General features: G+C 60.7%; 22 protein-coding genes. 11 read left to right on the top strand and 11 right to left on the bottom strand.

The genetic code is table 11. The annotated features are described in order from the left end of the window. Nucleotides 1-283 precede the first annotated feature (283 nt). Nucleotides 284-565 carry an HU family DNA-binding protein gene (locus HU759_RS06330; protein ID WP_003188840.1) on the top strand — a complete coding sequence of 94 codons (282 nt, stop codon included), beginning with the start codon at nucleotides 284-286 and terminating at the stop codon, nucleotides 563-565. Between the two features lie 111 nt (nucleotides 566-676). Here HU759_RS06330 and rlmF read toward each other — a convergent pair whose 3' ends face one another. The 5 genes from rlmF to HU759_RS06355 form a co-directional block, all read right to left on the bottom strand. Further along, nucleotides 677-1,696 (bottom strand): 23S rRNA (adenine(1618)-N(6))-methyltransferase RlmF, encoded by a 1,020-nt coding sequence (gene rlmF, locus HU759_RS06335; RefSeq protein WP_069551850.1) that lies wholly within the window; start codon nucleotides 1,694-1,696, stop codon nucleotides 677-679. A 203-nt stretch (nucleotides 1,697-1,899) separates the two neighbouring features. Then, nucleotides 1,900-4,746 (bottom strand): valine--tRNA ligase, encoded by a 2,847-nt coding sequence (locus HU759_RS06340; RefSeq protein WP_017135153.1) that lies wholly within the window; start codon nucleotides 4,744-4,746, stop codon nucleotides 1,900-1,902. A gap of 212 nt (nucleotides 4,747-4,958) precedes the next feature. Next, entirely contained in the window at nucleotides 4,959-5,345 is a 387-nt protein-coding gene (locus HU759_RS06345; RefSeq protein ID WP_017136289.1) for a hypothetical protein, read from the bottom strand. A 7-nt stretch (nucleotides 5,346-5,352) separates the two neighbouring features. Then, the gene (locus tag HU759_RS06350) at nucleotides 5,353-5,781 is read right to left on the bottom strand and encodes a DNA polymerase III subunit chi (protein WP_017136290.1); all 429 of its coding nucleotides are present in this window, start codon (nucleotides 5,779-5,781) and stop codon (nucleotides 5,353-5,355) included. 51 nt (nucleotides 5,782-5,832) lie between these two features. After that, nucleotides 5,833-7,323 carry a leucyl aminopeptidase gene (locus tag HU759_RS06355; protein WP_017136291.1) on the bottom strand — a complete coding sequence of 497 codons (1,491 nt, stop codon included), beginning with the start codon at nucleotides 7,321-7,323 and terminating at the stop codon, nucleotides 5,833-5,835. Between the two features lie 284 nt (nucleotides 7,324-7,607). Here HU759_RS06355 and lptF point away from each other — a divergent pair, with 284 nt between their 5' ends. The 10 genes from lptF to tadA all read left to right on the top strand — a co-directional run bounded on the left by lptF (nucleotide 7,608) and on the right by tadA (nucleotide 18,166). Then, nucleotides 7,608-8,726: an LPS export ABC transporter permease LptF gene (lptF, locus tag HU759_RS06360; RefSeq protein ID WP_017136292.1), complete on the top strand. Its 1,119-nt coding sequence runs from the start codon at nucleotides 7,608-7,610 to the stop codon at nucleotides 8,724-8,726. Continuing rightward, nucleotides 8,719-9,798 carry an LPS export ABC transporter permease LptG gene (lptG, locus tag HU759_RS06365; RefSeq protein ID WP_017136293.1) on the top strand — a complete coding sequence of 360 codons (1,080 nt, stop codon included), beginning with the start codon at nucleotides 8,719-8,721 and terminating at the stop codon, nucleotides 9,796-9,798. The genes lptF and lptG overlap by 8 nt, the downstream gene beginning before the upstream one ends. A 151-nt stretch (nucleotides 9,799-9,949) precedes the next feature. Then, on the top strand, nucleotides 9,950-11,749 hold the full coding sequence (gene lepA / locus HU759_RS06370) for a translation elongation factor 4 (protein ID WP_003210439.1): 1,800 nt from the start codon (nucleotides 9,950-9,952) through the stop codon (nucleotides 11,747-11,749). Between the two features lie 5 nt (nucleotides 11,750-11,754). Then, nucleotides 11,755-12,609, top strand: a complete 855-nt coding sequence (lepB, locus tag HU759_RS06375) for a signal peptidase I (protein ID WP_017136294.1) — start codon at nucleotides 11,755-11,757, stop codon at nucleotides 12,607-12,609. Nucleotides 12,610-12,761: 152 nt separating this feature from the next. Then, nucleotides 12,762-13,451, top strand: coding sequence for a ribonuclease III (rnc, locus tag HU759_RS06380; protein ID WP_017136295.1), 690 nt, complete (start codon nucleotides 12,762-12,764; stop codon nucleotides 13,449-13,451). Then, nucleotides 13,444-14,346: a GTPase Era gene (era, locus tag HU759_RS06385; protein WP_186616784.1), complete on the top strand. Its 903-nt coding sequence runs from the start codon at nucleotides 13,444-13,446 to the stop codon at nucleotides 14,344-14,346. Before rnc ends, era begins: the two co-directional genes overlap by 8 nt. A gap of 194 nt (nucleotides 14,347-14,540) precedes the next feature. After that, nucleotides 14,541-15,230: a DNA repair protein RecO gene (gene recO / locus HU759_RS06390; protein ID WP_017136296.1), complete on the top strand. Its 690-nt coding sequence runs from the start codon at nucleotides 14,541-14,543 to the stop codon at nucleotides 15,228-15,230. Nucleotides 15,231-15,281: 51 nt separating this feature from the next. After that, nucleotides 15,282-16,025 (top strand): pyridoxine 5'-phosphate synthase, encoded by a 744-nt coding sequence (gene pdxJ, locus HU759_RS06395; protein WP_017136297.1) that lies wholly within the window; start codon nucleotides 15,282-15,284, stop codon nucleotides 16,023-16,025. A 267-nt stretch (nucleotides 16,026-16,292) separates the two neighbouring features. Beyond that, nucleotides 16,293-17,669: a multicopper oxidase family protein gene (locus HU759_RS06400; RefSeq protein ID WP_170036334.1), complete on the top strand. Its 1,377-nt coding sequence runs from the start codon at nucleotides 16,293-16,295 to the stop codon at nucleotides 17,667-17,669. Further along, nucleotides 17,669-18,166 carry a tRNA adenosine(34) deaminase TadA gene (tadA, locus tag HU759_RS06405; RefSeq protein WP_177032809.1) on the top strand — a complete coding sequence of 166 codons (498 nt, stop codon included), beginning with the start codon at nucleotides 17,669-17,671 and terminating at the stop codon, nucleotides 18,164-18,166. The genes HU759_RS06400 and tadA overlap by 1 nt, the downstream gene beginning before the upstream one ends. Before the next feature lie 140 nt (nucleotides 18,167-18,306). Here tadA and cmoB read toward each other — a convergent pair whose 3' ends face one another. The 6 genes from cmoB to HU759_RS06435 all read right to left on the bottom strand — a co-directional run bounded on the left by cmoB (nucleotide 18,307) and on the right by HU759_RS06435 (nucleotide 24,851). Next, nucleotides 18,307-19,263: a tRNA 5-methoxyuridine(34)/uridine 5-oxyacetic acid(34) synthase CmoB gene (cmoB, locus tag HU759_RS06410; RefSeq protein ID WP_099548484.1), complete on the bottom strand. Its 957-nt coding sequence runs from the start codon at nucleotides 19,261-19,263 to the stop codon at nucleotides 18,307-18,309. After that, nucleotides 19,260-20,003 (bottom strand): carboxy-S-adenosyl-L-methionine synthase CmoA, encoded by a 744-nt coding sequence (gene cmoA, locus HU759_RS06415; RefSeq protein ID WP_017136302.1) that lies wholly within the window; start codon nucleotides 20,001-20,003, stop codon nucleotides 19,260-19,262. The genes cmoB and cmoA overlap by 4 nt, the downstream gene beginning before the upstream one ends. Nucleotides 20,004-20,039: 36 nt before the next feature. Further along, complete coding sequence (locus tag HU759_RS06420) at nucleotides 20,040-20,696, bottom strand: lysoplasmalogenase (RefSeq protein WP_099548485.1); 657 nt, start codon at nucleotides 20,694-20,696, stop codon at nucleotides 20,040-20,042. Between the two features lies 1 nt (nucleotide 20,697). Further along, nucleotides 20,698-21,087, bottom strand: a complete 390-nt coding sequence (locus HU759_RS06425; protein ID WP_017136304.1) for a protease inhibitor I42 family protein — start codon at nucleotides 21,085-21,087, stop codon at nucleotides 20,698-20,700. A 128-nt stretch (nucleotides 21,088-21,215) separates the two neighbouring features. Further along, the gene (gene lon / locus HU759_RS06430; protein WP_017136305.1) at nucleotides 21,216-23,639 is read right to left on the bottom strand and encodes an endopeptidase La; all 2,424 of its coding nucleotides are present in this window, start codon (nucleotides 23,637-23,639) and stop codon (nucleotides 21,216-21,218) included. 222 nt (nucleotides 23,640-23,861) lie between these two features. Then, nucleotides 23,862-24,851, bottom strand: a complete 990-nt coding sequence (locus tag HU759_RS06435; protein ID WP_017136306.1) for a GntR family transcriptional regulator — start codon at nucleotides 24,849-24,851, stop codon at nucleotides 23,862-23,864. Between the last annotated feature and the right edge of the window lie 44 nt (nucleotides 24,852-24,895).

Consider the following 24,895-nt stretch of genomic DNA (forward strand, 5'->3'; position numbering starts at 1 on the left):
CCATATGCCTTTTTTTCACGGTTTAGAGCGATAAAGCTGACCAAATGGGTATGTTGAGGCGGATATTTCCCCGTCTCTGTGCTAGTTTTGCCCCGTCTTACGCCAAGTCTCGGCGTTAAGCGTGCATTCAGCATCTGTCAGGTCGAACCAATCCCCGTTTCAAGCATCTATAACCCCGATCTCCGTGGTTGTAGGCCTGGGGTGCCAGGCCATGACGGTCGGGCTCGACGGCTGACACTGCACTCTGCAATCCATATGAATTTGATAGGGAAGGAACACCACAATGGCTATTACTAAAGACCAACTGATCGCTGACCTGGCTGAAGCAGTAGACGCACCGAAAACCACCGTGCGCGCTCTGCTGGACCAACTGAGCCAAGTTGTTGCTGATCAGCTGGAAAACGGCGGCGAAATCACTCTGCCAGGCGTTGGCAAACTGAAAGTGACCGAGCGTCCAGCCCGTACTGGCCGTAACCCTTCGACTGGCGCTGCCATCGAAATCGCTGCCAAGAAAGTTATCAAGCTGGTTGTGGCCAAAGGCCTGACCGACGCTGTTAACAAGTAAGACGCAGCAAAAAAAACCGTGCCTCGGAGCGATCCGGGCACGGTTTTTTGTTGCCTGCGATTTGTGATGTGCTTTGTGTGGCGAGGGAGCTTGCTCCCTCGCCACAGTGATTCAGTCGCGAACCCAGCGCTGGCGCCAGATCTGCTGCTCGTTCTTGGTCTGGAAGGTCCAGGCCACAAAACGGCTTTGCTTCTGCCCCTGTGACATTTCCACCACCTGGCTTTCCAGCACGCCGGCTTTTTTCAGGGCTGTCTCGATCGCGGGCAAGTTCGACGCTTTTGACACCAGCGTGCTGAACCACAGCACCTTGTGGGCAAAATGCGCGCTCTCGGCGATCAGCTGCGTCACAAAACGCGCTTCGCCGCCTTCACACCACAGCTCCGCCGATTGACCGCCGAAGTTCAGCACCGGCAGCTTGCGCTTGGGATCGGCCTTGCCCAGGGCGCGCCATTTGCGCTCGCTGCCCTTGGTGGCTTCGTCCATGGACGCGTGGAAGGGCGGGTTGCACATGGTCAGGTCAAAGCGCTCACCCGGCTCCAGCAGGCCCAGCAGGATCTGCTTGGGGTTGGGTTGCTGGCGCAACTGGATGACCTTGCTCAGGTCATTGGACTGCACGATGGCCTTGGCGGCGGCCACAGCGATTGGGTCGACCTCGGAGCCGAGGAAATTCCAGCGGTACTCCATATAGCCGATCAGCGGGTAGACGCAGTTGGCGCCCATGCCGATGTCCAGCACCTTGACGATAGAGCCGCGCGGAATCTTGCCGTCGTTGACGCTGGCCAGCAGGTCGGCGAGGAAGTGCACGTAGTCGGCACGCCCCGGCACTGGCGGGCAGAGGTAATCCTGCGGGATATCCCAATGCTGGATGCCATAGAACGATTTAAGCAGTGCCCGGTTAAACACCCGCACCGCGTCCGGGCTGGCGAAGTCGATGCTCTCTTTGCCATACGGGTTAATGATCACGAATTTCGCCAGTTCCGGCGTGGTCTTGATCAGCGCCGGGAAGTCGTAACGGCCTGTGTGGCGGTTGCGCGGGTGCAAGGTAGCCTCTTTGCGCGGCGCGACGGGCTTGGCCGGGGCTGCGGTTTTAGGCTTCTTGCGCGGTGGTTTGGGTGTGCTGGGGGCGGTCATGTTGATTCTGGTGTTGGCTCAAAGTGGTGGGCATTGTCACACATCCTGAGGCCAACTCGTTCAAATGTGGGAGCTGGCTTGCCTGCGATGGCATCAGCTCGGTCTGGCGGTTACACCGAGTCGGCTGCACCGCAGGCAAGTCAGCTCCCACAAAGAGCAAAAAAAAGAGACCCGAAGGTCTCTTTTTTCACACAGTTTCCAGCTTACAGGCTGGAAATCCGCGCATGTTGCTCGGCCAGCTTGCCCAAAGCCTGTTCCGCTTCGGCCAACTTGGCGCGTTCTTTGTCGATGACCTCAGCCGGCGCCTTGTCGACGAACGCCGCGTTGGACAGCTTGCCGCCCACTCGCTGCACTTCACCCTGCAGGCGTGCGATCTCCTTATCAAGACGCGCCAGTTCCGCGCCTTTGTCGATCAAACCTGCCATCGGCACCAGCACTTCCATCTCGCCAACCAATGCGGTCGCAGACAGCGGCGCATCTTCGCCAGCCGCCAATACAGTGATCGACTCCAGCTTCGCCAGCTTCTTGAGCAGCGCATCGTTCTCGGTGAGGCGACGCTGATCTTCGCTGCTGGCGTTCTTCACAAACACCGCCAACGGCTTGCCCGGCCCGATGTTCATTTCGGCACGGATGTTACGCGTGCCCATCATCAGGGTCTTGAGCCATTCGATATCACTTTCGGCCGCTTCATCGATGCGCGCTTCATTGGCCACCGGCCAAGGTTGCAGCATGATGGTCTTGCCTTCGATACCGGCCAGCGGCGCGATGCGCTGCCAGATCTCTTCGGTGATGAACGGCATGAACGGGTGCGCCAGACGCAGCGCCACTTCGAGTACGCGCACCAGGGTGCGGCGGGTGCCGCGCTGGCGTTCGATCGGCGAGTTTTCGTCCCACAGTACCGGCTTGGACAGTTCCAGGTACCAGTCGCAATACTGGTTCCAGATGAACTCGTACAAGGCCTGGGCGGCGAGGTCGAAACGGAACTGGTCGAGCTGGCGAGTCACTTCGGCTTCGGTGCGCTGCAGCTGCGAGATGATCCAGCGATCAGCCAGGCTCAGTTCGACGGCTTCGCCGTTCTGGCCGCAGTCTTCGCCTTTATCCAGCACGTAACGTGCAGCGTTCCAGATCTTGTTGCAGAAGTTGCGATAGCCTTCGACGCGGCCCATGTCGAACTTGATGTCGCGACCGGTGGACGCCAGCGAGCAGAACGTGAAACGCAGGGCGTCGGTGCCGTAGCTGGCAATGCCGTCGGCGAACTCGTCGCGGGTCTGCTTCTCGATCTTTTTGGCCAGTTTTGGCTGCATCAGGCCCGAGGTGCGTTTCTGCACCAGGGTTTCCAGGTCGATGCCGTCGATGATGTCCAGCGGGTCCAGGACGTTGCCCTTGGACTTGGACATCTTCTGGCCCTGGCCATCACGCACCAGGCCGTGTACGTACACGGTCTTGAACGGCACCTGCGGCGTGCCGTCTTCGTTCTTTACCAAGTGCATGGTGAGCATGATCATCCGGGCAACCCAGAAGAAAATGATATCGAAGCCGGTAACCAGCACGTCGGTGGAGTGGAATTTCTTCAGGAACTCAGTCTGTTGCGGCCAGCCCAGGGTCGAGAAGGTCCACAGGCCCGAGCTGAACCAGGTGTCGAGTACGTCGTTGTCCTGTTGCAGGGCGATGTCCGCGCCGAGGTTGTGCTTGGCACGCACTTCGGCTTCGTCGCGGCCTACGTACACCTTGCCCGACTCGTCGTACCAGGCCGGAATGCGATGGCCCCACCACAGTTGACGGCTGATGCACCAATCCTGGATATCGCGCATCCACGAGAAGTACATGTTTTCGTACTGTTTAGGCACGAACTGGATGCGGCCGTCTTCCACGGCAGCAATCGCAGGCTCGGCCAGCGGTTTGGTGGACACGTACCACTGGTCGGTCAGCCACGGCTCGATGATGGTGCCGGAACGGTCGCCCTTCGGCACTTTGAGGCCGTGGTCGTCAACGCTTACCAGCAGACCGGCAGCGTCAAAGGCCGCCACGATCTGCTTGCGCGCTTCGAAACGGTCGAGGCCGGCGTATTCGGCCGGGATCTTGCCGTCGATGCTCTCGTTCAGCGTGCCGTCCAGGTTGAACACCTGGCAGGCCGGCAGTACGGCGGCGTTCTTGTCGAAGATGTTCAGCAACGGCAGGTTGTGGCGCTTGCCGACTTCATAGTCGTTGAAATCGTGGGCCGGGGTGATTTTCACGCAGCCGGTGCCGAATTCAGGGTCGCAGTAGTCGTCCGCGATGATCGGGATACGACGGCCAACCAATGGCAGCTCGACAAACTTGCCGATCAGCGCCTGGTAGCGTTCATCGTTCGGGTTAACCGCCACGGCGGCGTCGCCGAGCATGGTTTCCGGACGGGTAGTGGCGACGATCAGGTAGTCGTTGCCTTCAGCGGTCTTGGCGCCATCGGCCAGCGGGTACTTGAGGTTCCACAGGAAACCTTTCTCGTCGTGGTTTTCCACTTCGAGGTCGGAAATTGCCGTGTGCAACTTGGTGTCCCAGTTGACCAGGCGCTTGCCGCGGTAGATCAGGCCGTCTTCATGCAGGCGCACGAAGGCTTCTTTCACCGATTCCGACAGACCATCGTCCATGGTGAAGCGCTCGCGGCTCCAGTCCACAGACGAACCGAGGCGACGGATCTGACGGCTGATGTTGCCGCCGGACTGGTCTTTCCACTCCCAGATCTTCTCCAGGAATTTTTCGCGACCCAGGTCGTGACGGTTTTGGCCGGTGGCTTCGAGCTGGCGTTCCACCAGCATCTGTGTGGCGATACCGGCGTGGTCAGTACCCGGTTGCCACAGGGTATTACGGCCCTGCATGCGGCGGAAACGGATCAACGCATCCATGATCGCATTGTTGAAGCCATGGCCCATGTGCAGGCTGCCAGTGACGTTCGGTGGCGGAATCATGATGGTGTAGGACTCGCCGGCACCTTGTGGGGCGAAGTAATTCTCGGACTCCCAGGTGTTGTACCAGGAAGTTTCAATGGCGTGCGGCTGGTAGGTCTTATCCATGCGCGGCGGGACCCTAGTTGGCATTAATTCAGGAAAGCCGACAAGTATAACGGGGGATAAGGCGCAGGGCGAGGCGAAGACGGGCTAGAGATGTATGTTGAGCAAATGTGGGAGCTGGCTTGCCTGCGATGGCGGTGTGGCAGTCACCAAAGGGTTCGACTGAGAAACCGCCATCGCAGGCAAGCCAGCTCCCACAGGGATCTAAGTAAGGCTCAGGACTGGTATTGGCTGAGCAACCGCTCCATGCGCGCATCCATTCGCCGTTTGATCTCGGCTTCAATATGCGGCGCAAAATCGTCGATCACATCCTGCATGATCAGTTGCGCGGCGGCACGCAGTTCATTGTCCAGGTGCAGCAGCAACGCGTCGGGCGCTTTTTCGGCGGCAGGTGCCGGTTCTGCAGTGGGGGCTGGTGTGACAGGTTCAGGTGCGGCAGGTTTGCCACCGACCATGTCGAACAACAGCGGAATCTGTACCTCGCCCTCGACCGATTCGGTCAGCAGCGGCGGTTGCAACTCATCATCACCGAGCAATTGACGGATCGACTCCAGGTCGTCCAGCAAGTGGTCGTCTTTTTTTAGCGGGTTTGGAGTGTCCATCGTGTGCTCAAAGTCGTTGTAGCCGGTGATCTTGCAGAGGATAGCCCTGTTCGCGGTAGAAACGGAAACTCTCCCGCGCGGCCTGACGAATAGCCGGGTCTTCGACCACCACTTCCGCCACGCGGGCAAAAGCCTTGGCAAAGGCCGGTACTTTCAGGTCGAGGTTCACCAGCAGGTCTTGGTGATCGCCGCAGTTGTCGCCCAAACCCAGCACAATCAGGCCTTCGGGTTCGGACTCGGCGGGGCCGTGGGGCACGAAGCTTTCGCCCTTGAAGCGCCACAGGCGGGCGTCAAGGTCTTCACGCTGAGCGGCATCGCTGCAATGCAGGTAGATGCGGTGGCCCATGCGCCAGGCTTTTTCGGTAAGTTTGCAGGCAAAGTCCAGGCGCGCAGAGGGATCGGCGCTGGGCAATATATAGAAGTCGACTTGGGTCATTGCGGTTCCTGAGACCGGGGCGCCGTGAAGGCCGCCCCGGAATCTTCAGTTTCAGGCTTTGGCGCGATCCAGCAGGTACTGGGTCAACAGAGGAACCGGACGGCCACTGGCGCCCTTGTCCTTGCCGCCGCTGGTCCAGGCCGTGCCGGCGATGTCCAGGTGCGCCCAGTTGAAGTTCTTGGCGAAGCGCGACAGGAAGCAGGCGGCGGTGATGGTGCCAGCTTTAGGGCCGCCGATGTTGGCGATATCGGCGAACGGGCTGTCCAGTTGTTCCTGGTACTCGTCGAACAGCGGCAGTTGCCAGGCGCGGTCGTCGGCAGCCTTGCCGGCGCTGAGCAGTTGCTCGATCAACTCGTCGTTGTTACCCAGCAGGCCCGAGGTGTGAGCGCCCAGGGCGACCACGCAGGCACCGGTCAGGGTGGCAATGTCGATCACGGCCTGTGGCTTGAAGCGTTCGGCGTAGGTGAGGGCGTCGCACAGCACCAGACGGCCTTCGGCGTCGGTGTTGAGGATCTCGACAGTCTGGCCGCTCATGGTGGTGACGATGTCACCCGGGCGTGCAGCACCACCGCTCGGCATGTTCTCGGCGCAGGCCAGGATGCACACCAGGTTGATCGGCAGCTTGAGTTCCAGCACGGCACGCAGGGTGCCGAACACGCTGGCGGCACCGCCCATGTCGTATTTCATTTCGTCCATGCCGGCGCCCGGCTTGAGGCTGATGCCGCCGGTGTCGAAGGTGATGCCTTTGCCGACCAGCGCGTAAGGCTTCTCGGACTTCTTGCCGCCGTTGTATTGCATCACGATCAGGCGTGGCGGCTGGTCGCTGCCCTGGCCCACGGCATAGAACGAGCCCATGCCCAGTTCCTTGATCTTCTTCTCGTCCAGCACTTCAACCTTCAGGCCCTTGAACTCCTTGCCCAGCGCCTTGGCTTGTTCGCCGAGGTAGGTTGGGTGGCAGATGTTCGGCGGCAGGTTGCCCAGGTCACGGGTAAACGACATGCCGTTGGCGATGGCGGTGGCGTGGGTGACGGCGCGCTCGACTTCAGCCTGGGCGGCCTTGATGGTCAGCAGGGTGATTTTCTTGATGGCGCGCGGTTCGGCCTTCTGGCTCTTGAACTGGTCGAAGACGTAACCGCCGTCCACCAGGCTTTCGGCCAGCAGGCGGGTCTTGCCGTAGCTGTCGCGGCCTTTTACTACGATTTCATCGAGGGCCAGCGCCGCATCGGTGCCGCCCAGGCCTTTAAGAGTGGTGAGGATACCGCTGATGATCTTGCGGAACGGGCGGTCGCCCAGTTCGGCGTCCTTGCCCACGCCCACCAGCAATACACGGTCGGCTTTGAGGTTGGGCAGGCTTTGCAGCAGCAGGCTTTGGCCGACTTTGCCGGCCAGGTCGCCGCGCTTGAGGACCGCGCTGATGGCGCCGCCGCTCAGTTCGTCCAGTTGCTTGGCGGCGGCGCCGAGCTTGCGCCCTTCGCCGACGGCGACCACGAGGGTGGCGGTTTTCAACGTTTCGGGGCTAACGCTTTTTACAACCAATTCCATTTTCGGGTCCCTTATTTAAGGTCTGTGAGCCTGGCGTCTGTACGCAGGCTTTGATGCTTGGCAGCTTTGTAAACCGCCCGCGACAAAGGCCGCAGTTTGAACCTCGCCAGAGCAGCCTGACAACCCTTGCAGCACGCTTTGTGCGCGCGTATGAGCAAGCACCGTGACAGGCGCGGTCAATCACAGGATAATGCGCAATCTTTTTAGCCGGCCCGTGCATGTGGGTCGACTCGGTATGCTTGCTTGTTTGGCCGCCTTAGCCTGACAACCCTGGAGTGTCTGGTTTGATCGTCTTCCGTTATCTGTCCCGCGAAGTCCTGTTGACCCTGAGTGCCGTGAGTGCGGTATTGCTGGTCATCACCATGAGTGGTCGTTTCGTCAAATTCCTCGCCCAGGCGGCCTCGGGCGCCCTGGATCCGGGCTCGTTGTTCCTGATCATGGGCTTTCGCCTGCCGGGTTTTTTGCAGCTGATCCTGCCGCTTGGCCTGTTTCTCGGCATCCTGCTGGCCTATGGCCGGCTTTACCTTGAAAGTGAAATGACCGTGCTTTCGGCCACCGGCATGAGCCAGCAGCGTCTGCTGGCCATGACCATGGTGCCGGCCACCGGCGTTGCGCTGGTGGTGGCCTGGTTGAGCATGAGCCTGGCGCCCCAGGGCGCCATGCAGTTCCAACTGCTGCTGAACAAGCAGGACGCGATGACCGAGTTCGATACCCTGGAGCCCGGGCGCTTCCAGGCGCTCAACGACGGCACGCGGGTCACCTATACCGAAACCATGACCGACGACCGCTCTAACCTTGGCGGTGTGTTCATCTCGCAGAAAAACCTCGGCCTGAACCAGAAGGACCGCGGTATTTCGATTCTGGTAGCCAACAGCGGGCGCCAGGAAATACGCCCTGACGGTAACCGCTACCTGATCCTGGAAAATGGCTACCGCTACGACGGCAGCCCTGGGCTGGCGGAATACCGGGCGGTCAAATACGACACTTATGGCGTAATGCTGGCCAAGCCTGACATCAGTGAAGAGGTCACCGACCGCGATGCACTGCCGACGCTATCGCTGATCGGTAATCCCGAGCTGCGCTCCGTTGCCGAGCTGCAATGGCGACTCTCCCTGCCGCTGCTGGTGTTCATCGTGACGTTGATGGCGGTGCCGCTGTCGCGCGTCAACCCGCGCCAGGGCCGCTTCCTCAAGCTGTTGCCGGCGATCCTTTTGTACATGGCTTACCTGACCATCCTGATTTCCGCCCGTGGCTCCCTGGAGAAGGGCAAGCTGTCGCCAACCCTGGGCCTGTGGTGGGTGCACGGGATCTTCCTGGTGATCGGCCTGGGGCTGCTCTACTGGGAACCTATCCGTTTGAAAATGAAGAGCCGTCGTGGCCTGAAGGAGTTGGCTCGTGGCTAAGCTCGACCGCTACATTGGTAGCAGCGTACTGATCGCCATCCTGGCGGTATTGGGCATCATCCTTGGGCTGGCGTGCCTGTTTGCCTTTATTGATGAAGTGGGCAACGTCACCGACACCTATACCGTCACCCACGTATTGAGCTACGTGGCGCTGACCGCACCGCGTCGCCTCTACGACATGATGCCGATGGCGGCGCTGATCGGCTGCCTGATCGGCCTGGGCAGCCTGGCCAGCAGCAGCGAATTGACCATTATGCGAGCGGCGGGCGTTTCCATCGGCCGCATCGTCTGGGCCGTCATGAAACCCATGCTGTTGCTGATGGCGTGCAGTGTGCTGATCGGCGAGTACGTAGCACCACCGACCGAAGCCACGGCACAGGCCAATCGAGCCCTGGCCCAGGGTTCGGGGGATGCGCAGAGCGCCAAGCACGGCCTGTGGCACCGCCAGGGTGATGAGTTTATTCACATCAACGCCGTGCAACCGGGCGGTTTGCTGGTGGGTGTGACGCGTTATACGTTCGACAAAGAGCGGCATATGCTGACCTCCAGTTTCTCCAAGCGTGCGCAGTACGACGAGGGGAAATGGGAGCTGTACGATGTCACCACGACGTATTTCCGTAATGTGGGGCAGGGCATCAAGGCCTACACCGAAGTGATCAATGTGCCGTCTGAACAGTGGGACATTGCCCTGAAGCCGGAACTGCTCAATACCGTGGTCATGATCCCGGAAAGCCTGCCGATCTCCGGTTTGTGGAGTTACATCCACTACCTCAAGGATCAGGGCCTGAACAATGGCCGTTACTGGTTGGCATTTTGGGTCAAGGTGTTGCAGCCGCTGGTCACCGCCGCGTTGGTGCTGATGGCTATTTCGTTCATCTTCGGCCCGCTGCGTTCGGTAACGCTTGGCCAGCGTGTGTTTACCGGCGTGCTGGTGGGCTTTACCTTCCGCATCGCCCAGGACCTGCTTGGCCCATCGAGCCTGGTATTCGGTTTCTCGCCGCTGTTTGCGGTGCTGGTACCGACGGCGGTCTGCGCCGTGGCCGGGTTCTGGCTGTTGCGCCGGGCCGGTTGATACCGCGCTTATGCACAAAAAATGCCCCGCTCATATGACCGGGGCATTTTTGTTCTGGTCAGCAAAGATGACGCCCGGCCCGAGCATCAGGTACAATTCCCGGCTATTTTTCAGCGGGCAATCTGCCTGCAGCCTTTTTGAGTGTTGATCCGTGAGTGATTTGAGTCATATCCGCAATTTCTCCATCATCGCCCACATTGACCATGGTAAGTCGACGCTGGCCGATCGATTCATCCAGATGTGCGGCGGCCTTGCCGAGCGTGAAATGGAAGCCCAGGTCCTGGACTCCATGGACCTCGAGCGCGAGCGCGGCATCACCATCAAGGCCCACAGCGTTACCCTGTACTACACCGCAAAAGACGGTATCAAGTACCAGCTGAACTTCATTGACACCCCTGGCCACGTTGACTTCACCTACGAAGTCAGCCGTTCGCTGGCCGCCTGTGAAGGTGCCTTGCTGGTGGTCGATGCCGGCCAGGGTGTTGAAGCCCAGTCCGTGGCCAACTGCTACACCGCGATCGAGCAGGGCCTTGAGGTCATGCCGGTACTGAACAAGATCGACCTGCCCCAGGCCGATCCTGACCGCGTTAAAGAAGAAATCGAAAAAATCATCGGCATTGACGCCACCGACGCCGTCGAGTGCAGCGCCAAGACCGGCCTGGGCGTTGACGAAGTGCTCGAGCGCCTGGTCAAGACCATTCCTGCGCCTACCGGTAACTACGAAGATCCGCTGCAAGCGTTGATCATCGACTCCTGGTTCGACAACTACCTGGGCGTTGTTTCCCTGGTACGCGTGCGCCACGGCCGTGTGAAGAAGGGCGACAAGATCCTGGTCAAATCCACCGGCAAGATCCACCTGGTGGACAGCGTCGGTGTATTCAACCCGAAACACACCGCCACCACCGACCTCAAAGCCGGTGAAGTGGGCTTCATCATCGCCGGTATCAAGGACATTCACGGTGCGCCAGTGGGTGACACCCTGACCTTGAGCTCCACCCCTGACGTCGACGTGCTGCCGGGCTTCAAACGCATCCAGCCGCAGGTTTACGCCGGCCTGTTCCCGGTCAGCTCCGACGACTTCGAAGACTTCCGCGAAGCGCTGCAGAAGCTGACCCTCAACGACTCGTCGTTGCAGTACACCCCGGAAAGCTCCGATGCCCTGGGCTTCGGCTTCCGCTGCGGTTTCCTGGGCATGCTGCACATGGAGATCATCCAGGAGCGCCTCGAGCGCGAATACGACCTGGACCTGATCACCACGGCGCCGACGGTTATTTTTGAGCTGGCGCTGAAAACCGGTGAAACGATTTACGTCGACAACCCGTCCAAGCTTCCGGATCTGTCCTCCATCGAAGACATGCGCGAGCCGATCGTGCGGGCCAATATCCTGGTTCCGCAAGAGCACTTGGGCAACGTTATTACCCTGTGTATCGAAAAACGTGGCGTGCAGCACGACATGTTGTTCCTCGGTACCCAGGTGCAAGTGACCTACGATTTGCCGATGAACGAAGTGGTTCTGGACTTCTTCGACCGTCTCAAATCCACCAGTCGCGGCTATGCTTCGCTGGATTACCATTTCGACCGTTACCAATCGGCTAATCTGGTGAAACTGGATGTGCTGATCAACGGCGACAAGGTGGATGCACTGGCGCTGATCGTGCACAAGGACAACGCGCACTACAAAGGTCGCCAGTTGACCGAAAAGATGAAAGAACTGATTCCGCGCCAGATGTTCGATGTCGCGATCCAGGCCGCCATTGGCGGGCAGATCATTGCACGGACCTCCGTCAAGGCACTCAGAAAGAACGTACTGGCCAAATGCTACGGCGGTGACGTAAGCCGTAAGCGCAAGCTGCTTGAGAAGCAAAAGGCCGGTAAGAAACGCATGAAGCAAGTGGGCAACGTGGAAATTCCACAAGAAGCCTTCCTTGCAGTGCTCAGGTTGGATAGTTAGGTCCTATGTCACTAAATTTCCCGCTGTTGCTGGTCATCGCCGTTGCCGTTTGCGGTCTCCTGGCGTTGCTCGATCTGGTGTTCTTCGCCCCGCGTCGGCGGGCGGCGATCGCCTCGTATCAGGGCAGCGTCAGCCAGCCCGATGCGGTGGCAATCGAGAAACTGAACAAAGAGCCTTTGCTGGTTGAATACGGCAAGTCGTTCTTCCCGGTGTTGTTCATCGTGCTGGTGCTGCGTTCGTTCCTGGTGGAGCCGTTTCAGATCCCTTCGGGGTCGATGAAACCTACCCTGGACGTGGGCGACTTCATCCTGGTGAACAAGTTCTCCTACGGGATCCGCCTGCCGGTGCTCGACAAGAAAGTCATCCCGGTCGGTGACCCGCAGCGCGGCGATGTGATGGTGTTTCGCTACCCAAGCGACCCGAACGTCAACTACATCAAGCGTGTCGTGGGCCTGCCGGGCGACGTGATTCGCTACACCAGCGACAAGCGCCTGTTCGTCAATGGTGAGTCGGTAGCCGAGAAGTTGATCGGCACCGAGCCGAACACCCTGGGCAGCGCTGAGCTGTATCAGGAAAAACTCGGCGCAGTAGAGCACCAGATCCGCAAGGAAATGAGCCGCTACCGCTCGCCGCCCGACACCGAATGGAAAGTGCCTGCCGGGCACTACTTCATGATGGGCGACAACCGTGACAACTCCAACGACAGCCGGTATTGGGATGACCCTAATATCCCCAAGGACCTGCTGGGCATGGTTCCCGACGAGAACATTGTCGGCAAGGCCTTTGCGGTCTGGATGAGCTGGCCGGAACCCAAGCTCAGCCACCTGCCGAACTTCTCGCGGGTCGGGCTGATCAAGTAATACAGGCGGCGCTGTGAACACAGCGCCGAATGCTTTTCTGGGGTTGGGACAATTATTGGCCCAACTCCTTGCTGTACCAATCAGGATTTGAATTTGAACACTGCGTCAATCGTCGATGGCCGCCGGTGCCACCAAACAGAAATGGGTAAACCGTGAGCGTTTCTCTAAGCCGTCTCGAGCGCCAGCTCGGCTACACCTTCAAGGACCAGGAATTGATGGTCCTTGCCCTCACACACCGCAGCTTTGCAGGGCGCAATAACGAGCGCCTGGAATTCCTCGGTGATGCCATCCTCAACTTTGCCGCCGGTGAGGCGCTGTTCGAGCGTTTCCCGCAAGCGCGCGAGGGCCAGCTGTCACGCCTGCGTGCACGCCTGGTAAAAGGCGAGACCCTGGCCGTGCTGGCCCGTGGTTTCGGCCTGGGTGAGTACCTGCGCCTGGGGTCCGGCGAGCTGAAAAGCGGTGGCTTTCGCCGCGAGTCGATCCTGGCCGATGCCCTCGAAGCGTTGATCGGTGCGATCTACCTGGATGCAGGCATGGAGACCGCCAAGGAGCGCGTAGTCGCCTGGCTGGCGTCGGAGATCGAGAGCCTGACGCTGGTCGACACCAACAAAGATCCCAAGACCCGCCTGCAGGAATACCTGCAGTCGCGTGGTTGCGAACTGCCACGCTACGAAGTGGTGGATATCCAGGGTGAACCCCATTGCCGCGTGTTCTTCGTGGAATGTGAAATCACCTTATTGAATGAAAAAAGCCGAGGTCAGGGTGTGAGCCGTCGTATTGCCGAACAGGTAGCGGCCGCTGCAGCACTGATTGCCCTGGGCGTGGAGAATGGCCATGACTGATTCAACCGCAACACGCTGTGGCTATGTTGCCATCGTCGGCCGCCCGAACGTGGGCAAGTCCACGCTGCTGAACCACATCCTCGGCCAGAAGCTGGCGATCACCTCGCGCAAGCCGCAGACCACCCGCCACAACATGCTGGGCATCAAGACCGAAGGCAATGTGCAAGCGGTCTACGTCGACACCCCAGGCATGCACAAAGGTGGCGAGAAGGCGCTGAACCGCTACATGAACAAAACCGCTTCGGCGGCGTTGAAAGACGTCAACGTGGTGATCTTCGTGGTCGACCGCACCAAGTGGACCGACGAAGACCAAATGGTTCTGGAGCGCGTGCAGTACGTCACTGGCCCGTTGATCGTCGCGCTGAACAAGACCGACCGTATCGAAGACAAGGCTGAGCTGATGCCGCACCTCAGCTGGCTGCAGGAGCAACTGCCGAACGCCCAGATCATCCCGATCTCGGCCCAGCACGGCCACAACCTCGACGCTCTGGAACGTGTGATCGCCGAGCACCTGCCGGAGAACGAGCACTTCTTCCCGGAAGACCAGATCACCGACCGCAGCAGCCGTTTCCTGGCCGCCGAACTGGTACGCGAGAAAATCATGCGCCAGATGGGCGCCGAGCTGCCGTACCAGATCACCGTCGAAATCGAAGAGTTCAAGCAGCAGGGCAAAACCCTGCATATCCACGCGTTGATCCTCGTCGAACGCGACGGCCAGAAAAAAATCATCATTGGCGACAAGGGCGAGCGCATCAAACGCATCGGCACCGAAGCGCGCAAGGATATGGAATTGCTGTTTGATTCCAAGATCATGCTTAACCTGTGGGTGAAGGTTAAAGGTGGTTGGTCCGATGATGAGCGCGCGCTGCGTTCCCTGGGCTACGGCGACCTGTAACCCTCCGCCTGATGGCGGGTGGGCTTGTTGTGGCGAGGGAGCTTGCTCCCGCTGGGCCGCGAAGCGGCCCCAACAAGGTCGGCGCGTTTTACCTGACGTAACTCTATGGCTGGTATAGGGGCTGCTTCGCAGCCCAGCGGGAGCAAGCTCCCTCGCCACAAAAGCGCTCTCCTTCTTTAGAGATTCCCCGTCTCATGTCCCAAACCCCACCCCCCAGCCAACTCGCCTACGTCCTGCACAGCCGCGCCTACCGCGAGACCAGCGCTTTGGTGGATTTCCTCACGCCCCAAGGCCGCTTGCGCGCGGTGTTGCGCAGTGCGCGGGGCAAAGCGGGTACGTTGGCACGGCCGTTTGTGGCGCTGGACGTGGAGTTTCGTGGCAAGGGCGAGCTGAAAAACGTCGGCCGCCTGGAAAGCGTCGGCACCTCGGCCTGGCTCAATGGCGAAGCGCTGTTCAGCGGGCTTTACCTTAACGAGCTGCTGATTCGCCTGCTGCCCGCCGAAGACCCGCACCCCGCCGTCTTCGATCACTACGCTGCCACGCTGGTGGCCCTGGCCGAAGGTCGCCCGCTGGAGCCGCTGCTGCGCGCCTTCGAATGGCGCCTGCTCGATGACTTGGGCTACGGCTTCGAACTGAGCAACGACCTGCACGGCGACCCCATCGCCGCCGACGGTATGTACCGCCTGCAAGTCGACGCCGGCCTTGAGCGCGTATACCTGCTGCAACCGGGCCTGTTCCAGGGCACCGAGCTGTTGGCCATGAGCGAAGCGGACTGGACAGCCCCTGGTGCCTTGTCCGCCGCCAAGCGCCTGATGCGCCAGGCGCTGGCCGTGCATTTGGGCGGGCGCCCGCTGGTCAGTCGCGAGTTGTTTCGAAAGCCCTGACAAGCCCGTGTATGCTGTGCAGCGTTTCTTTCCCTTTTCAGGAGCGCTTCCGTGACCACCAGCAATCGCATTCTTCTTGGCGTCAACATCGACCACGTCGCCACCCTGCGCCAGGCCCGGGGCACCCGTTACCCCGACCCGGTCAAGGCCGCGCTGGACGCCGAAGAAGCGGGCGCCGACGGCATCACCGTGCACCTGCGCGAAGACCGCCGCCACATCCAGGAGCGCGATGTACTGGTGCTCAAGGACGTGCTGCAAACCCGCATGAACTTCGAGATGGGCGTCACCGAAGAAATGATGGCGTTCGCCGAGCGCATCCGCCCGGCGCATATCTGCCTGGTGCCGGAAACCCGCCAGGAACTCACCACCGAAGGCGGCCTCGACGTGGCCGGCCAGGAAGCACGGATCAAGGCGGCGGTGGAGCGCCTGTCGAAGATCGGCAGCGAAGTGTCACTGTTCATCGACGCCGACGAGCGCCAGATCGAAGCGTCGCGTCGCGTCGGCGCGCCGGCGATCGAACTGCACACCGGCCGTTACGCCGATGCCACCACGCCCACCGAAGTGGCTGAGGAACTGCAGCGCATCATCGACGGCGTCAAGTGCGGCCTCAACGAAGGCCTGATCGTCAACGCCGGCCATGGCTTGCACTACCACAACGTCGAAGCCGTGGCCGCAATCAAGGGCATCAACGAGCTGAACATCGGCCATGCGCTGGTGGCGCATGCGCTGTTCGTCGGTTTCAAAGGCGCGGTTGCCGAAATGAAAGCCCTGATTCTGGCGGCTGCCAAGCACTGATCAGACACTGGAAATCTCCTGTGGAGCGGGCTTGTGTGGGAGCTGGCTTGCCTGCGATAGCATCACCTCGGTAAAACTGAAAAACCGAGGCGCCTGTATCGCGGGCAAGCCCGGCTCCCACACAAGCCAGCTCCTACAGGAAATCTTCAGAGTCTTCATCGGCGTTTTCGCCATGCGGCAATGCGAAGCCTTACTGTTTAGCCGATGCAGGTGTATCGTATCTGCCCTTTGCGGGCCTCTGGCCTGCGGCAGATACGTGAGGTTGTTGTGTCCCGATCCTTTTCCCGTCGACAAATCCTGGGTGGCCTGGCAGGCCTGGCCGTCGTGGGCGTCGGTGCCGGTGGCGCCTATCGCTACTGGCTGGGGAAAGTCGCCGAGGCCAACGCGGGCCACGATTACGAGCTGATTGCCGCACCGTTGGACGTGGAACTGGTGCCCGGCCACAAGACCGAAGCCTGGGCGTTCGGCCCCTCGGCGCCAGGCACCGAGTTGCGTGTGCGCCAAGGCGAGTGGCTGCGGGTACGTTTTATCAACCACCTGCCGGTCGCCACCACCATTCACTGGCACGGCATCCGCCTGCCGCTGGAAATGGACGGCGTGCCCTACGTCTCGCAACTGCCGGTACTGCCCGGTGAATATTTCGACTACAAATTCCGCGTGCCCGATGCCGGCAGCTACTGGTATCACCCCCATGTGAACAGCAGCGAAGAACTCGGCCGTGGCCTGGTCGGCCCGCTGATTGTCGAAGAGCGCGAGCCCACCGGTTTCAAACACGAATGCACCTTGAGCCTGAAAAGCTGGCACGTGGACGAAGAGGGCGCTTTTGTCGCCTTCAGCGTGCCCCGTGAAGCGGCGCGTGGTGGCACGGCCGGGCGGTTGTCGACCATCAATGGCGTGCCCCAGGCGGTGATCGATCTGCCTGCCGGGCAGATCACCCGCGTGCGCTTGCTCAACCTCGACAACACCCTGACGTATCGCCTCAACATCCCCGACGTTGAAGCGCAGATCTACGCACTGGATGGCAACCCCATCGAGCCGCGCCCGTTGGGCAAAGAATACTGGCTGGGCCCGGGCATGCGCATTTGCCTGGCGATCAAGGCGCCACCGGCGGGTGAAGAGCTGTCGATCCGTAACGGCCCGGTGCGTCTCGGCACTTTCCGTTCAGTCGCCAATACCGACGCGCCGAGCGAATGGCCGCCAGCACTGCCCGCCAACCCGATTGCCGAGCCGGACCTGGCCAATGCCGAGAAACTCAACTTCAATTTCGAGTGGGTCGGCAGCGTGTCGGTGGATGACGGCAAACCGCCGAGCCTGTGGCAGATCAACGGCAAGGCCTGGGACATCACCGACAAGACCTGCGCCGACCGCCCGATTGCCAGGCTTGAGAAGGGCAAGAGCTACATTTTTGAATTGAAGAACATGACCCAGTACCAGCACCCGATTCACCTGCACGGCATGAGCTTCAAGGTGATCGCCTCGAACCGCCACAAGGTGATTCCGTATTTCACCGACACCTACCTGCTGGGCAAGAACGAGCGTGCGCGCGTGGCGTTGGTGGCCGATAACCCAGGCGTGTGGATGTTTCACTGCCACGTGATCGACCATATGGAAACCGGCCTGATGGCCGCCATCGAGGTGGCGTGATGCGCCAGATTCGCCCCGCAGCGATTATCGACCGCAGCCGCGACCAGCACTTCATGCGCGAAGCCCTGGCCCTTGCCGCCCAGGGCGCGGCACTTGGCGAAGTGCCCGTGGGCGCGGTGCTGGTGCAAGGCGGTGAAATCATCGGCCGTGGCTTTAACTGCCCGATCAGCGGCAACGACCCCAGCGCCCATGCCGAGATGGTCGCCATTCGCGCCGCTGCGCAGACGATCAGCAACTACCGGCTGGTGGGCAGCACGCTGTACGTGACGCTGGAGCCGTGCAGCATGTGCGCTGGTTTGATTGTGCATTCGCGTATCGCGCGGGTGGTGTACGGCGCGCTGGAGCCCAAGGCCGGGATTGTGCAAAGCCAGGGGCAGTTTTTTACCCAGGGCTTTCTCAACCATCGGGTGCTGTATGAAGGCGGGGTGTTGGCCGAGGAATGCGGCACGGTACTGAGTGAATTCTTCAAGGCCCGCAGAGCCAAGCCCACACTCTAAAGAACACCGAGGAGCCAATGTGGGAGCTGGCTTGCCTGCGATAGCGGTGCATCAGTCACTGATGAGTTGTCGGGCTGGCCGCCATCGCAGGCAAGCCAGCTCCCACATTTTGATCCCCATTTAGTCAGGGACATCAGTGTTTATTTCTTGGCGATAATCACCGCCCGCATCGGCGCCGGCAGCCCTTCGATGGTCTTGCTGTGATCATCCGGGTCCAGGAAATCACTCAGCGACTGATACTTCATCCACTCGGTGCCGCGTTGTTCTTCAACCGTGGTCACGCTCACATCCACACAACGCACTTCACTGAAACCCGCGCGGCGCAGCCACAGCATCAGTGCCGGCACCGACGGCAGGAACCACACGTTGCGCATCTGTGCGTAGCGGTCTTCCGGCACCAGCACTTGCTGCTGATCGCCGTCCACTACCAGGGTTTCCAGCACCAACTCGCCACCTTTGACCAGTGTGTCCTTGAGTGCCAGCAGATGCTCGATCGGCGAGCGGCGGTGATAGAACACGCCCATGGAAAACACCGTATCGAAGCCTTCCAGGTTCGACGGCAGGTCCTCAAACGGGAACGGCAAGTGCCAGGCCTTTGGCTCGGACAAGTAGCGCTGCACCGCCTGGAACTGGCAGAAAAACAGCCAGTTCGGGTCTACGCCAATCACGCTGTCGGCGCCCGCGCCGAGCATGCGCCACATGTAATACCCGTTGCCGCAGCCCACATCGAGGATGCGCTTGCCCTTCAAATCCAGGTGCGGCGCCACCCGCGACCATTTCCAGTCCGAACGCCATTCGGTGTCCACGTGCACGCCGAACAGGTTGAACGGGCCTTTGCGCCACGGGCTCAGGCCCATCAGGGCGGTGTGCATTTGTGCGCGGGTGGCGTCGTCGCAATCGGTATCAAGCGTCAGGCCATTGAGCAAATCGACTTCGCTGGGCTGGATCTGCGGCAGTGCGTCCAGCGCACTTTGCCAGCGCTCCAGGTCGCCGTGACCCTTTTCCATTTTGCTGTCGAGCTGCGCTTGCAGGCCCTGGGCCCATACGGCCAGAGGAGTACCGACCAAGTGGCGGGCGAGGGGGGACAAATCAATCATGGCAAGGCAATCAACGAGGCAAAGTTAAGACACTGGAACCACGGCACGACTTTCGAGAACCCGGCCGCCAGCAGGCGTTCGCGGTGTTCTTCGAGGCTGTCGGGCTTCATGACGTTTTCGATGGCGCTGCGCTTCTGGGCAATTTCCAGTTCGCTGTAGCCGTTGGCGCGTTTGAACGCGATATGCAGGTCGGTGAGCAGCGCGTGTTCTTCGGGATCGTTGAAACGCAGCTTTTCCGAAAGGATCAGCGCCCCGCCTGGCAGCAGCGACTGGCGGATACGCCCGAGTAACGCCAGGCGTTGGTCAGGCGCGATAAATTGCAGGGTGAAGTTCAACGCCACCACCGAAGCAGGCTTAAATTGCAGCGCGAGAATGTCGCCCTCAATCACCTCAACCGGCAGCAACTCCTGGAACATCGAGTCCTGACCGTTGAGGTATTCGCGGCAGCGCTCGACCATCGCGGCGGAGTTATCCACTGCAATCACCCGGCAGCCGTCGGTGCGCACGTGGCGACGCAAAGCTTGGGTCACAGCGCCTAGGGACGAACCGAGGTCGTAAAGCACGCTGCCCGGCTGGGCAAATTGCGCCGCAAGCACGCCGAGGTTCTCGACGATGGTCGGGTAACCCGGCACCGAGCGCTTGATCATGTCCGGGAACACCCGCACCACGTCCTCGTTAAAGGCGAAGTCCGGCACCTGGGGCAGGGGCTGGGCGAATAGGCGATCGGGTTCTTTGCTCACGGTTGTTCCGGCGACGAGGGGGGAAAGGCCGGCATTTTAGCCAAGTTGGCCCTCATGTGCGCGGGTTGTCTGATGGAAAGCCGAAGCGGTAATACCCCACTGACCCAGCCAATAGGTGGTGATCAGCAAATACGGTGCCGCATCGAAGGCCAACACAAACCGGTTGATGCCGATCAGCGTGTCGGAAAACACAAACGACACCGCCCCCGCTGCCGCAAGCCATGCCGAGCGTTTGGGCACTTCACTGCCCAGCCGTGCGAGCGCACGCCAGAGCATGGCGCTGATCACCAGGGCGTAAACCACCACTGGAATCAGCAAGTCGCCGAGGCCGTGGGAAATCAAAATACTCAGCAGGATTGCCCCCACACCCAGCGCCAATACCAATGGCAACACCGCCAGGCGGCGGCAATCGCTGAAATAGGCTTTCAGATACGCCAGGTGCGCAAACAGGAACGCGCCGAGGCCAAAGATAAACAGGTCGCCCGGCCAAGCGAGCAGCACATCACCGACCAGGGAAAAAATCAGCCCCAGGCTGATCCAGCGTCGATAGTCAGTGGGCGGCGCATCATGCAGCCAGCCCAGCAGTGCCAGCACCGGCAGTGGTTTGACCAGCAGGCACAACAAGGTGGCGTGGGTGGTCAGGCCGTAGATAAAGGTGCCGGCGCCCATCAACGCAAGGATCAGCCATGGCATATCAGTTCACCGTAATGGCGCAGTCGAAGGTTTCGGCCGGTTCGGCTTCCGGCTCCCAGGGTTGCTGGGATGTCAGGCGCAAACGGCCCTGGCCGGCCGCGAAGGCCTGGAAGCGCCAGGTGGAGTGGCCACCGCCGCCGATCACACCGGATTCCGCGCTGCTGTAGACCTCCGGGCTCAAGGCACGCAGCACACCGCCCGCGGAATCCTGGATGGCCCAGCGGTAGCCGGTGGTGGGGTTGCTCGGCAGGGTGAGGATCAGGTTTTGTCCGGTTTTAAGCTGCAGCGGGCAGGCGCTCTGGTTGTCCACTGTGACGTTTTGCTTGGGGGCACTGGCGCATCCGGCCAGCAGGGCAAGGCTCAAGGGGAGAAGCAGGCGGGCAGCGGTCATGGAGGCTCCGTTGTGTGGCGACGAAGGGCGAGCATAACCGAAGATGAGACAAGGTGTGACAAGCAGACAGTGACAGAAACCTTTGTGGCGAGGGAGCAAGCTCCCTTGCCACAGGGTTGGAGTGAAATTTAGAAGAGCACCTTCGCCACATCCGCAAAGCGCTTGGCAAAGTGTACCGTCATGCCTTCCTTCAGGTACTCCGGCAACTCCTCAAAGCTCCCGCGATTCGGCTCCGGCAAGATCAGCTCGTGAATCTTCTGGCGGCGCGCCGCAATCACCTTCTCGCGCACGCCGCCAATCGGCAGCACATGCCCGGTCAAGGTCAGCTCGCCGGTCATGGCCACGCCTTTTTTCGGCGGCTGGTTGCGTGCCAGCGACAGCAGCGCACTGGCCATGGTGACACCCGCGCTCGGGCCGTCTTTGGGTGTGGCGCCTTCCGGCACGTGCAGGTGTACAAAGGCTTCATCGAAGAACTTCGGATCGCCGCCAAACGACTTCAGGTTCGAGCTGATGTAGCTGTAGGCGATCTCGGCGGACTCTTTCATCACTTCACCCAACTGCCCGGTGAGTTTGAAGCCGCGATTGAGCGTGTGGATGCGCGTCGCCTCAATCGGCAAGGTCGCGCCGCCCATGCTGGTCCAGGCCAGGCCAGTGATCACACCAGTGCCCGACAGCACTTGCTCGTTGCGGAACACCGGCATGCCCAATGAGCTTTCCAGGTCCTTGTTGCCGATCTTGATCACCGAGTTCGGCTCATCCAGCAACTTGACCACCGCCTTGCGCACCAGTTTGCCCAGCTGTTTCTCCAACTGGCGCACCCCGGCTTCCCGCGCATAACCGTCGATCAACGCACGCAGGGCGCCGTCGCTGATGCTCAGGCTGGTTTTCGCCACGCCGGCTTTTTCCAGCTGCTTGGGCCACAGGTGACGCTTGGCGATGGCGACTTTTTCTTCGGTGATATAGCCCGACAGGCGAATCACTTCCATACGGTCCAGCAACGGGCCGGGGATCGAGTCCAGGGTGTTGGCGGTACACACGAACAGCACTTTGGACAGGTCCAGGCGCAGGTCCAGGTAGTGATCGAGGAATTCGACGTTCTGCTCAGGGTCGAGGGTTTCCAGCAGCGCAGACGCCGGGTCGCCCTGGAAGCTCTGGCCCATCTTGTCGATCTCGTCGAGCATGATCACCGGGTTCATCACTTCCACATCTTTAAGCGCCTGCACCAGCTTGCCCGGCAGGGCGCCGATGTAGGTGCGGCGATGGCCCTTGATCTCGGCCTCGTCGCGCATGCCGCCAACGCTGAACCGATAGAACGGCCGGCCCAGGGACTCGGCGATGGATTTACCCACACTGGTCTTGCCCACGCCCGGCGGGCCGACCAGCAGCACGATGGAACCGGCGACTTCGCCTTTGTAAGCACCGACCGCGAGGAATTCGAGGATGCGACTTTTGATGTCGTCCAGGCCTGCATGGTGTTTATCCAGCACTTTGCGCGCGTGTTTCAGGTCGAGCTTGTCCTCGCCATATACGCCCCACGGCACGGAAGTGGCCCAGTCCAGGTAGTTGCGTGTGACCGCGTATTCCGGCGAACCGGTTTCCAGGATCGACAGCTTGTTCATCTCTTCGCCGATGCGTTTTTGCGCCTGGGCCGGCAGCACTTTGCCCACCAGGCGTTGCTCGAACTGTTCGACGTCGGCGCTGCGGTCATCCTTGGTCAAGCCCAGCTCTTGCTGGATGACCTTGAGTTGTTCCTTGAGGAAGAACTCGCGCTGATGCTCACCGATCTTGCGGTTTACCTCGGCGGAGATTTCCTTCTGCAGGCGCGCGACTTCAACTTCCTTGCGCAGCATCGGCAATACTTTTTCCATGCGCTTGAGCATGGGGACGCAGTCCAGCACTTCCTGCAACTCGTTACCGGTTGCCGAGGTCAACGCGGCGGCGAAGTCGGTGAGCGGCGACGGGTCGTTGGGGCTGAAGCGGTTGAGGTAGTTCTTCAACTCTTCGCTGTACAGTGGGTTGAGCGGCAGCAGTTCCTTGATCGCGTTGATCAACGCCATGCCGTAGGCCTTGACCTCGTCGGTCGGCTGGGTGGGCTGGTGCGGGTATTCGACTTCCACCAGGTATGGCGGGCGATGGTGCTTGAGCCAGGTCTTGATGCGCACGCGGGTCAGGCCCTGGGCGACGAACTGCAGCTTGCCGTTCTCGCGGCTGGCGTGGTGCACCTTCACCAGCGTGCCGTACAGCGGCAGGCTGGAGGTGTCGAAGTGGCGCGGGTCTTCGGGTGGTGTGTCCATGAAAAACAGCGCAAGCGAGTGGTGGTCGGATTTGCTCACCAGCTCCAGGGTTTCGGCCCACGGATCTTCGTTGACGATGACCGGCAATACCTGCGCCGGGAAGAACGGCCGGTTGTGGATCGGGATGATATAGACCTTGTCCGGCAGGTTTTGCCCAGGCAGGGCCAGGCCGGTGTTGGACGAGGTTTCGTGCTCAGCGTTTTCGGGGTCGGCGTAATCGTTCAGGTCGATGTCCGGGAATTCTTGCTGGTCGCTCATGGGGCACCTGCATAAGGAAGTATGCAGGTTAGATGGGGCGGGGTAGCGGTGGTTTCAATGGTGGGCGTGAGATAGCAACATATTGCATGAAATTTCTAAAACGACGCTGAGTCCATGTGGGAGCTGGCTTGCCTGCGATAGCGGTGTGCCAGTTGATACATCGGGTGACTGATACACCGCCATCGCAGGCAAGCCAGCTCCCACATGTCAGACCGAGTGGCGTCAGCTGATTTTGTGCAGGTAAGCCGGCAGCGGCTGCTCCGGTAACACCGACAGCACCTTCAGGCGCTGCAACATCCGCTGCCGCGCCCGCTGCAAATGCTCGCGCAAATTCAGCGCCGCCGCATCAAATGCCCCATGCAGCAACAACTCCAGAATCAAGCGATGTTCGGCGAGCATGGCGGGATCTGCGCCGATTCCCAGTAAACGGTAAAAAATACGACTGATGATCATCGGGCTCTGGCCCTGGCGGATCAGCGCGGCGATCTTGCGGTTTTGCAGGCCGGCCAGGCAGCGTTGGTGCAAGTCCTCTTCGATCTGTTCGATGGTTTCCAGGCTGCAGTGTGGGCTTTGCTGGGCATCCAGCACGCGCTGCAACATCGCTTCGAGCATCTCGCGGTCCAGGTTCGGCGCACTCTGGCGCAGCGCTTCGGGTTCCAGGCAGGCGCGTAGTTCGTAGTCTTCGGTGACTTCCCGCGCGGTCAACGGCCCGGCCAGCCACTGGGAGTAGGGTTCTTTTTCCACCAGGCCACGGTCGCGCAGGCGCATCAGCGCTTCACGCACCACTGCGCGGCTGACGCTGTAGTGGTCAGCGGCGGCTTGCTCGTCCAGGCGGTAGTGGCCAAAAGCGATACATGTGGACAGCGCCGCGCCGATCTCCTCGACGATCCGCTCACCCAGCGGCCGCGTATCCACCAACTCAGCTTCGCCATCAAGGCCCAGATGCGCATGGCTCAGGGGCAAGCGCAGCGGCTCCATGACCAGGCCTTTGGGGTTGATCAAGTAACCTCGGCCATTGAAACGGCAGATCAAGCCCTCGTCATGCAGCAGGTCCAAAGCCTTGCGGACTGGAACGCGGCTGGTGCCGAACAGCTCGGCCAGCGGCGCTTCCAGCAACACCAGCCCGTGGCGCGCAGTGCCGTTAACGATCGCATCACGCAACAGTTGGTGAATCATCGCGTAACGGGAGGCCGAGGCGGACACTGCTTTCATCGTGTTCTCTTGGGCGTGTAGGAAATTGGTCGGGGATTCTCTCA

Origin of the sequence: Pseudomonas sp. OE 28.3 (assembly GCF_014268205.2) — a bacterium.
GTDB classification, from domain to species: Bacteria; Pseudomonadota; Gammaproteobacteria; order Pseudomonadales; family Pseudomonadaceae; genus Aquipseudomonas; species Aquipseudomonas edaphica.

What these genes read in the sequence shown, in the direction of transcription:
- HU759_RS06330 (WP_003188840.1), top strand. Translation starts at nt 284, where the DNA reads ATGGCTATTACTAAAGACCAACTGATCGCTGACCTGGCTGAAGCAGTA.
- rlmF (WP_069551850.1), bottom strand. Translation starts at nt 1,696, where the DNA reads ATGACCGCCCCCAGCACACCCAAACCACCGCGCAAGAAGCCTAAAACC.
- HU759_RS06340 (WP_017135153.1), bottom strand. Translation starts at nt 4,746, where the DNA reads ATGGATAAGACCTACCAGCCGCACGCCATTGAAACTTCCTGGTACAAC.
- HU759_RS06345 (WP_017136289.1), bottom strand. Translation starts at nt 5,345, where the DNA reads ATGGACACTCCAAACCCGCTAAAAAAAGACGACCACTTGCTGGACGAC.
- HU759_RS06350 (WP_017136290.1), bottom strand. Translation starts at nt 5,781, where the DNA reads ATGACCCAAGTCGACTTCTATATATTGCCCAGCGCCGATCCCTCTGCG.
- HU759_RS06355 (WP_017136291.1), bottom strand. Translation starts at nt 7,323, where the DNA reads ATGGAATTGGTTGTAAAAAGCGTTAGCCCCGAAACGTTGAAAACCGCC.
- lepB (WP_017136294.1), top strand. Translation starts at nt 11,755, where the DNA reads ATGTCACTAAATTTCCCGCTGTTGCTGGTCATCGCCGTTGCCGTTTGC.
- era (WP_186616784.1), top strand. Translation starts at nt 13,444, where the DNA reads ATGACTGATTCAACCGCAACACGCTGTGGCTATGTTGCCATCGTCGGC.
- recO (WP_017136296.1), top strand. Translation starts at nt 14,541, where the DNA reads ATGTCCCAAACCCCACCCCCCAGCCAACTCGCCTACGTCCTGCACAGC.
- tadA (WP_177032809.1), top strand. Translation starts at nt 17,669, where the DNA reads ATGCGCCAGATTCGCCCCGCAGCGATTATCGACCGCAGCCGCGACCAG.
- cmoB (WP_099548484.1), bottom strand. Translation starts at nt 19,263, where the DNA reads ATGATTGATTTGTCCCCCCTCGCCCGCCACTTGGTCGGTACTCCTCTG.
- HU759_RS06420 (WP_099548485.1), bottom strand. Translation starts at nt 20,696, where the DNA reads ATGCCATGGCTGATCCTTGCGTTGATGGGCGCCGGCACCTTTATCTAC.
- HU759_RS06425 (WP_017136304.1), bottom strand. Translation starts at nt 21,087, where the DNA reads ATGACCGCTGCCCGCCTGCTTCTCCCCTTGAGCCTTGCCCTGCTGGCC.
- lon (WP_017136305.1), bottom strand. Translation starts at nt 23,639, where the DNA reads ATGAGCGACCAGCAAGAATTCCCGGACATCGACCTGAACGATTACGCC.
- HU759_RS06435 (WP_017136306.1), bottom strand. Translation starts at nt 24,851, where the DNA reads ATGAAAGCAGTGTCCGCCTCGGCCTCCCGTTACGCGATGATTCACCAA.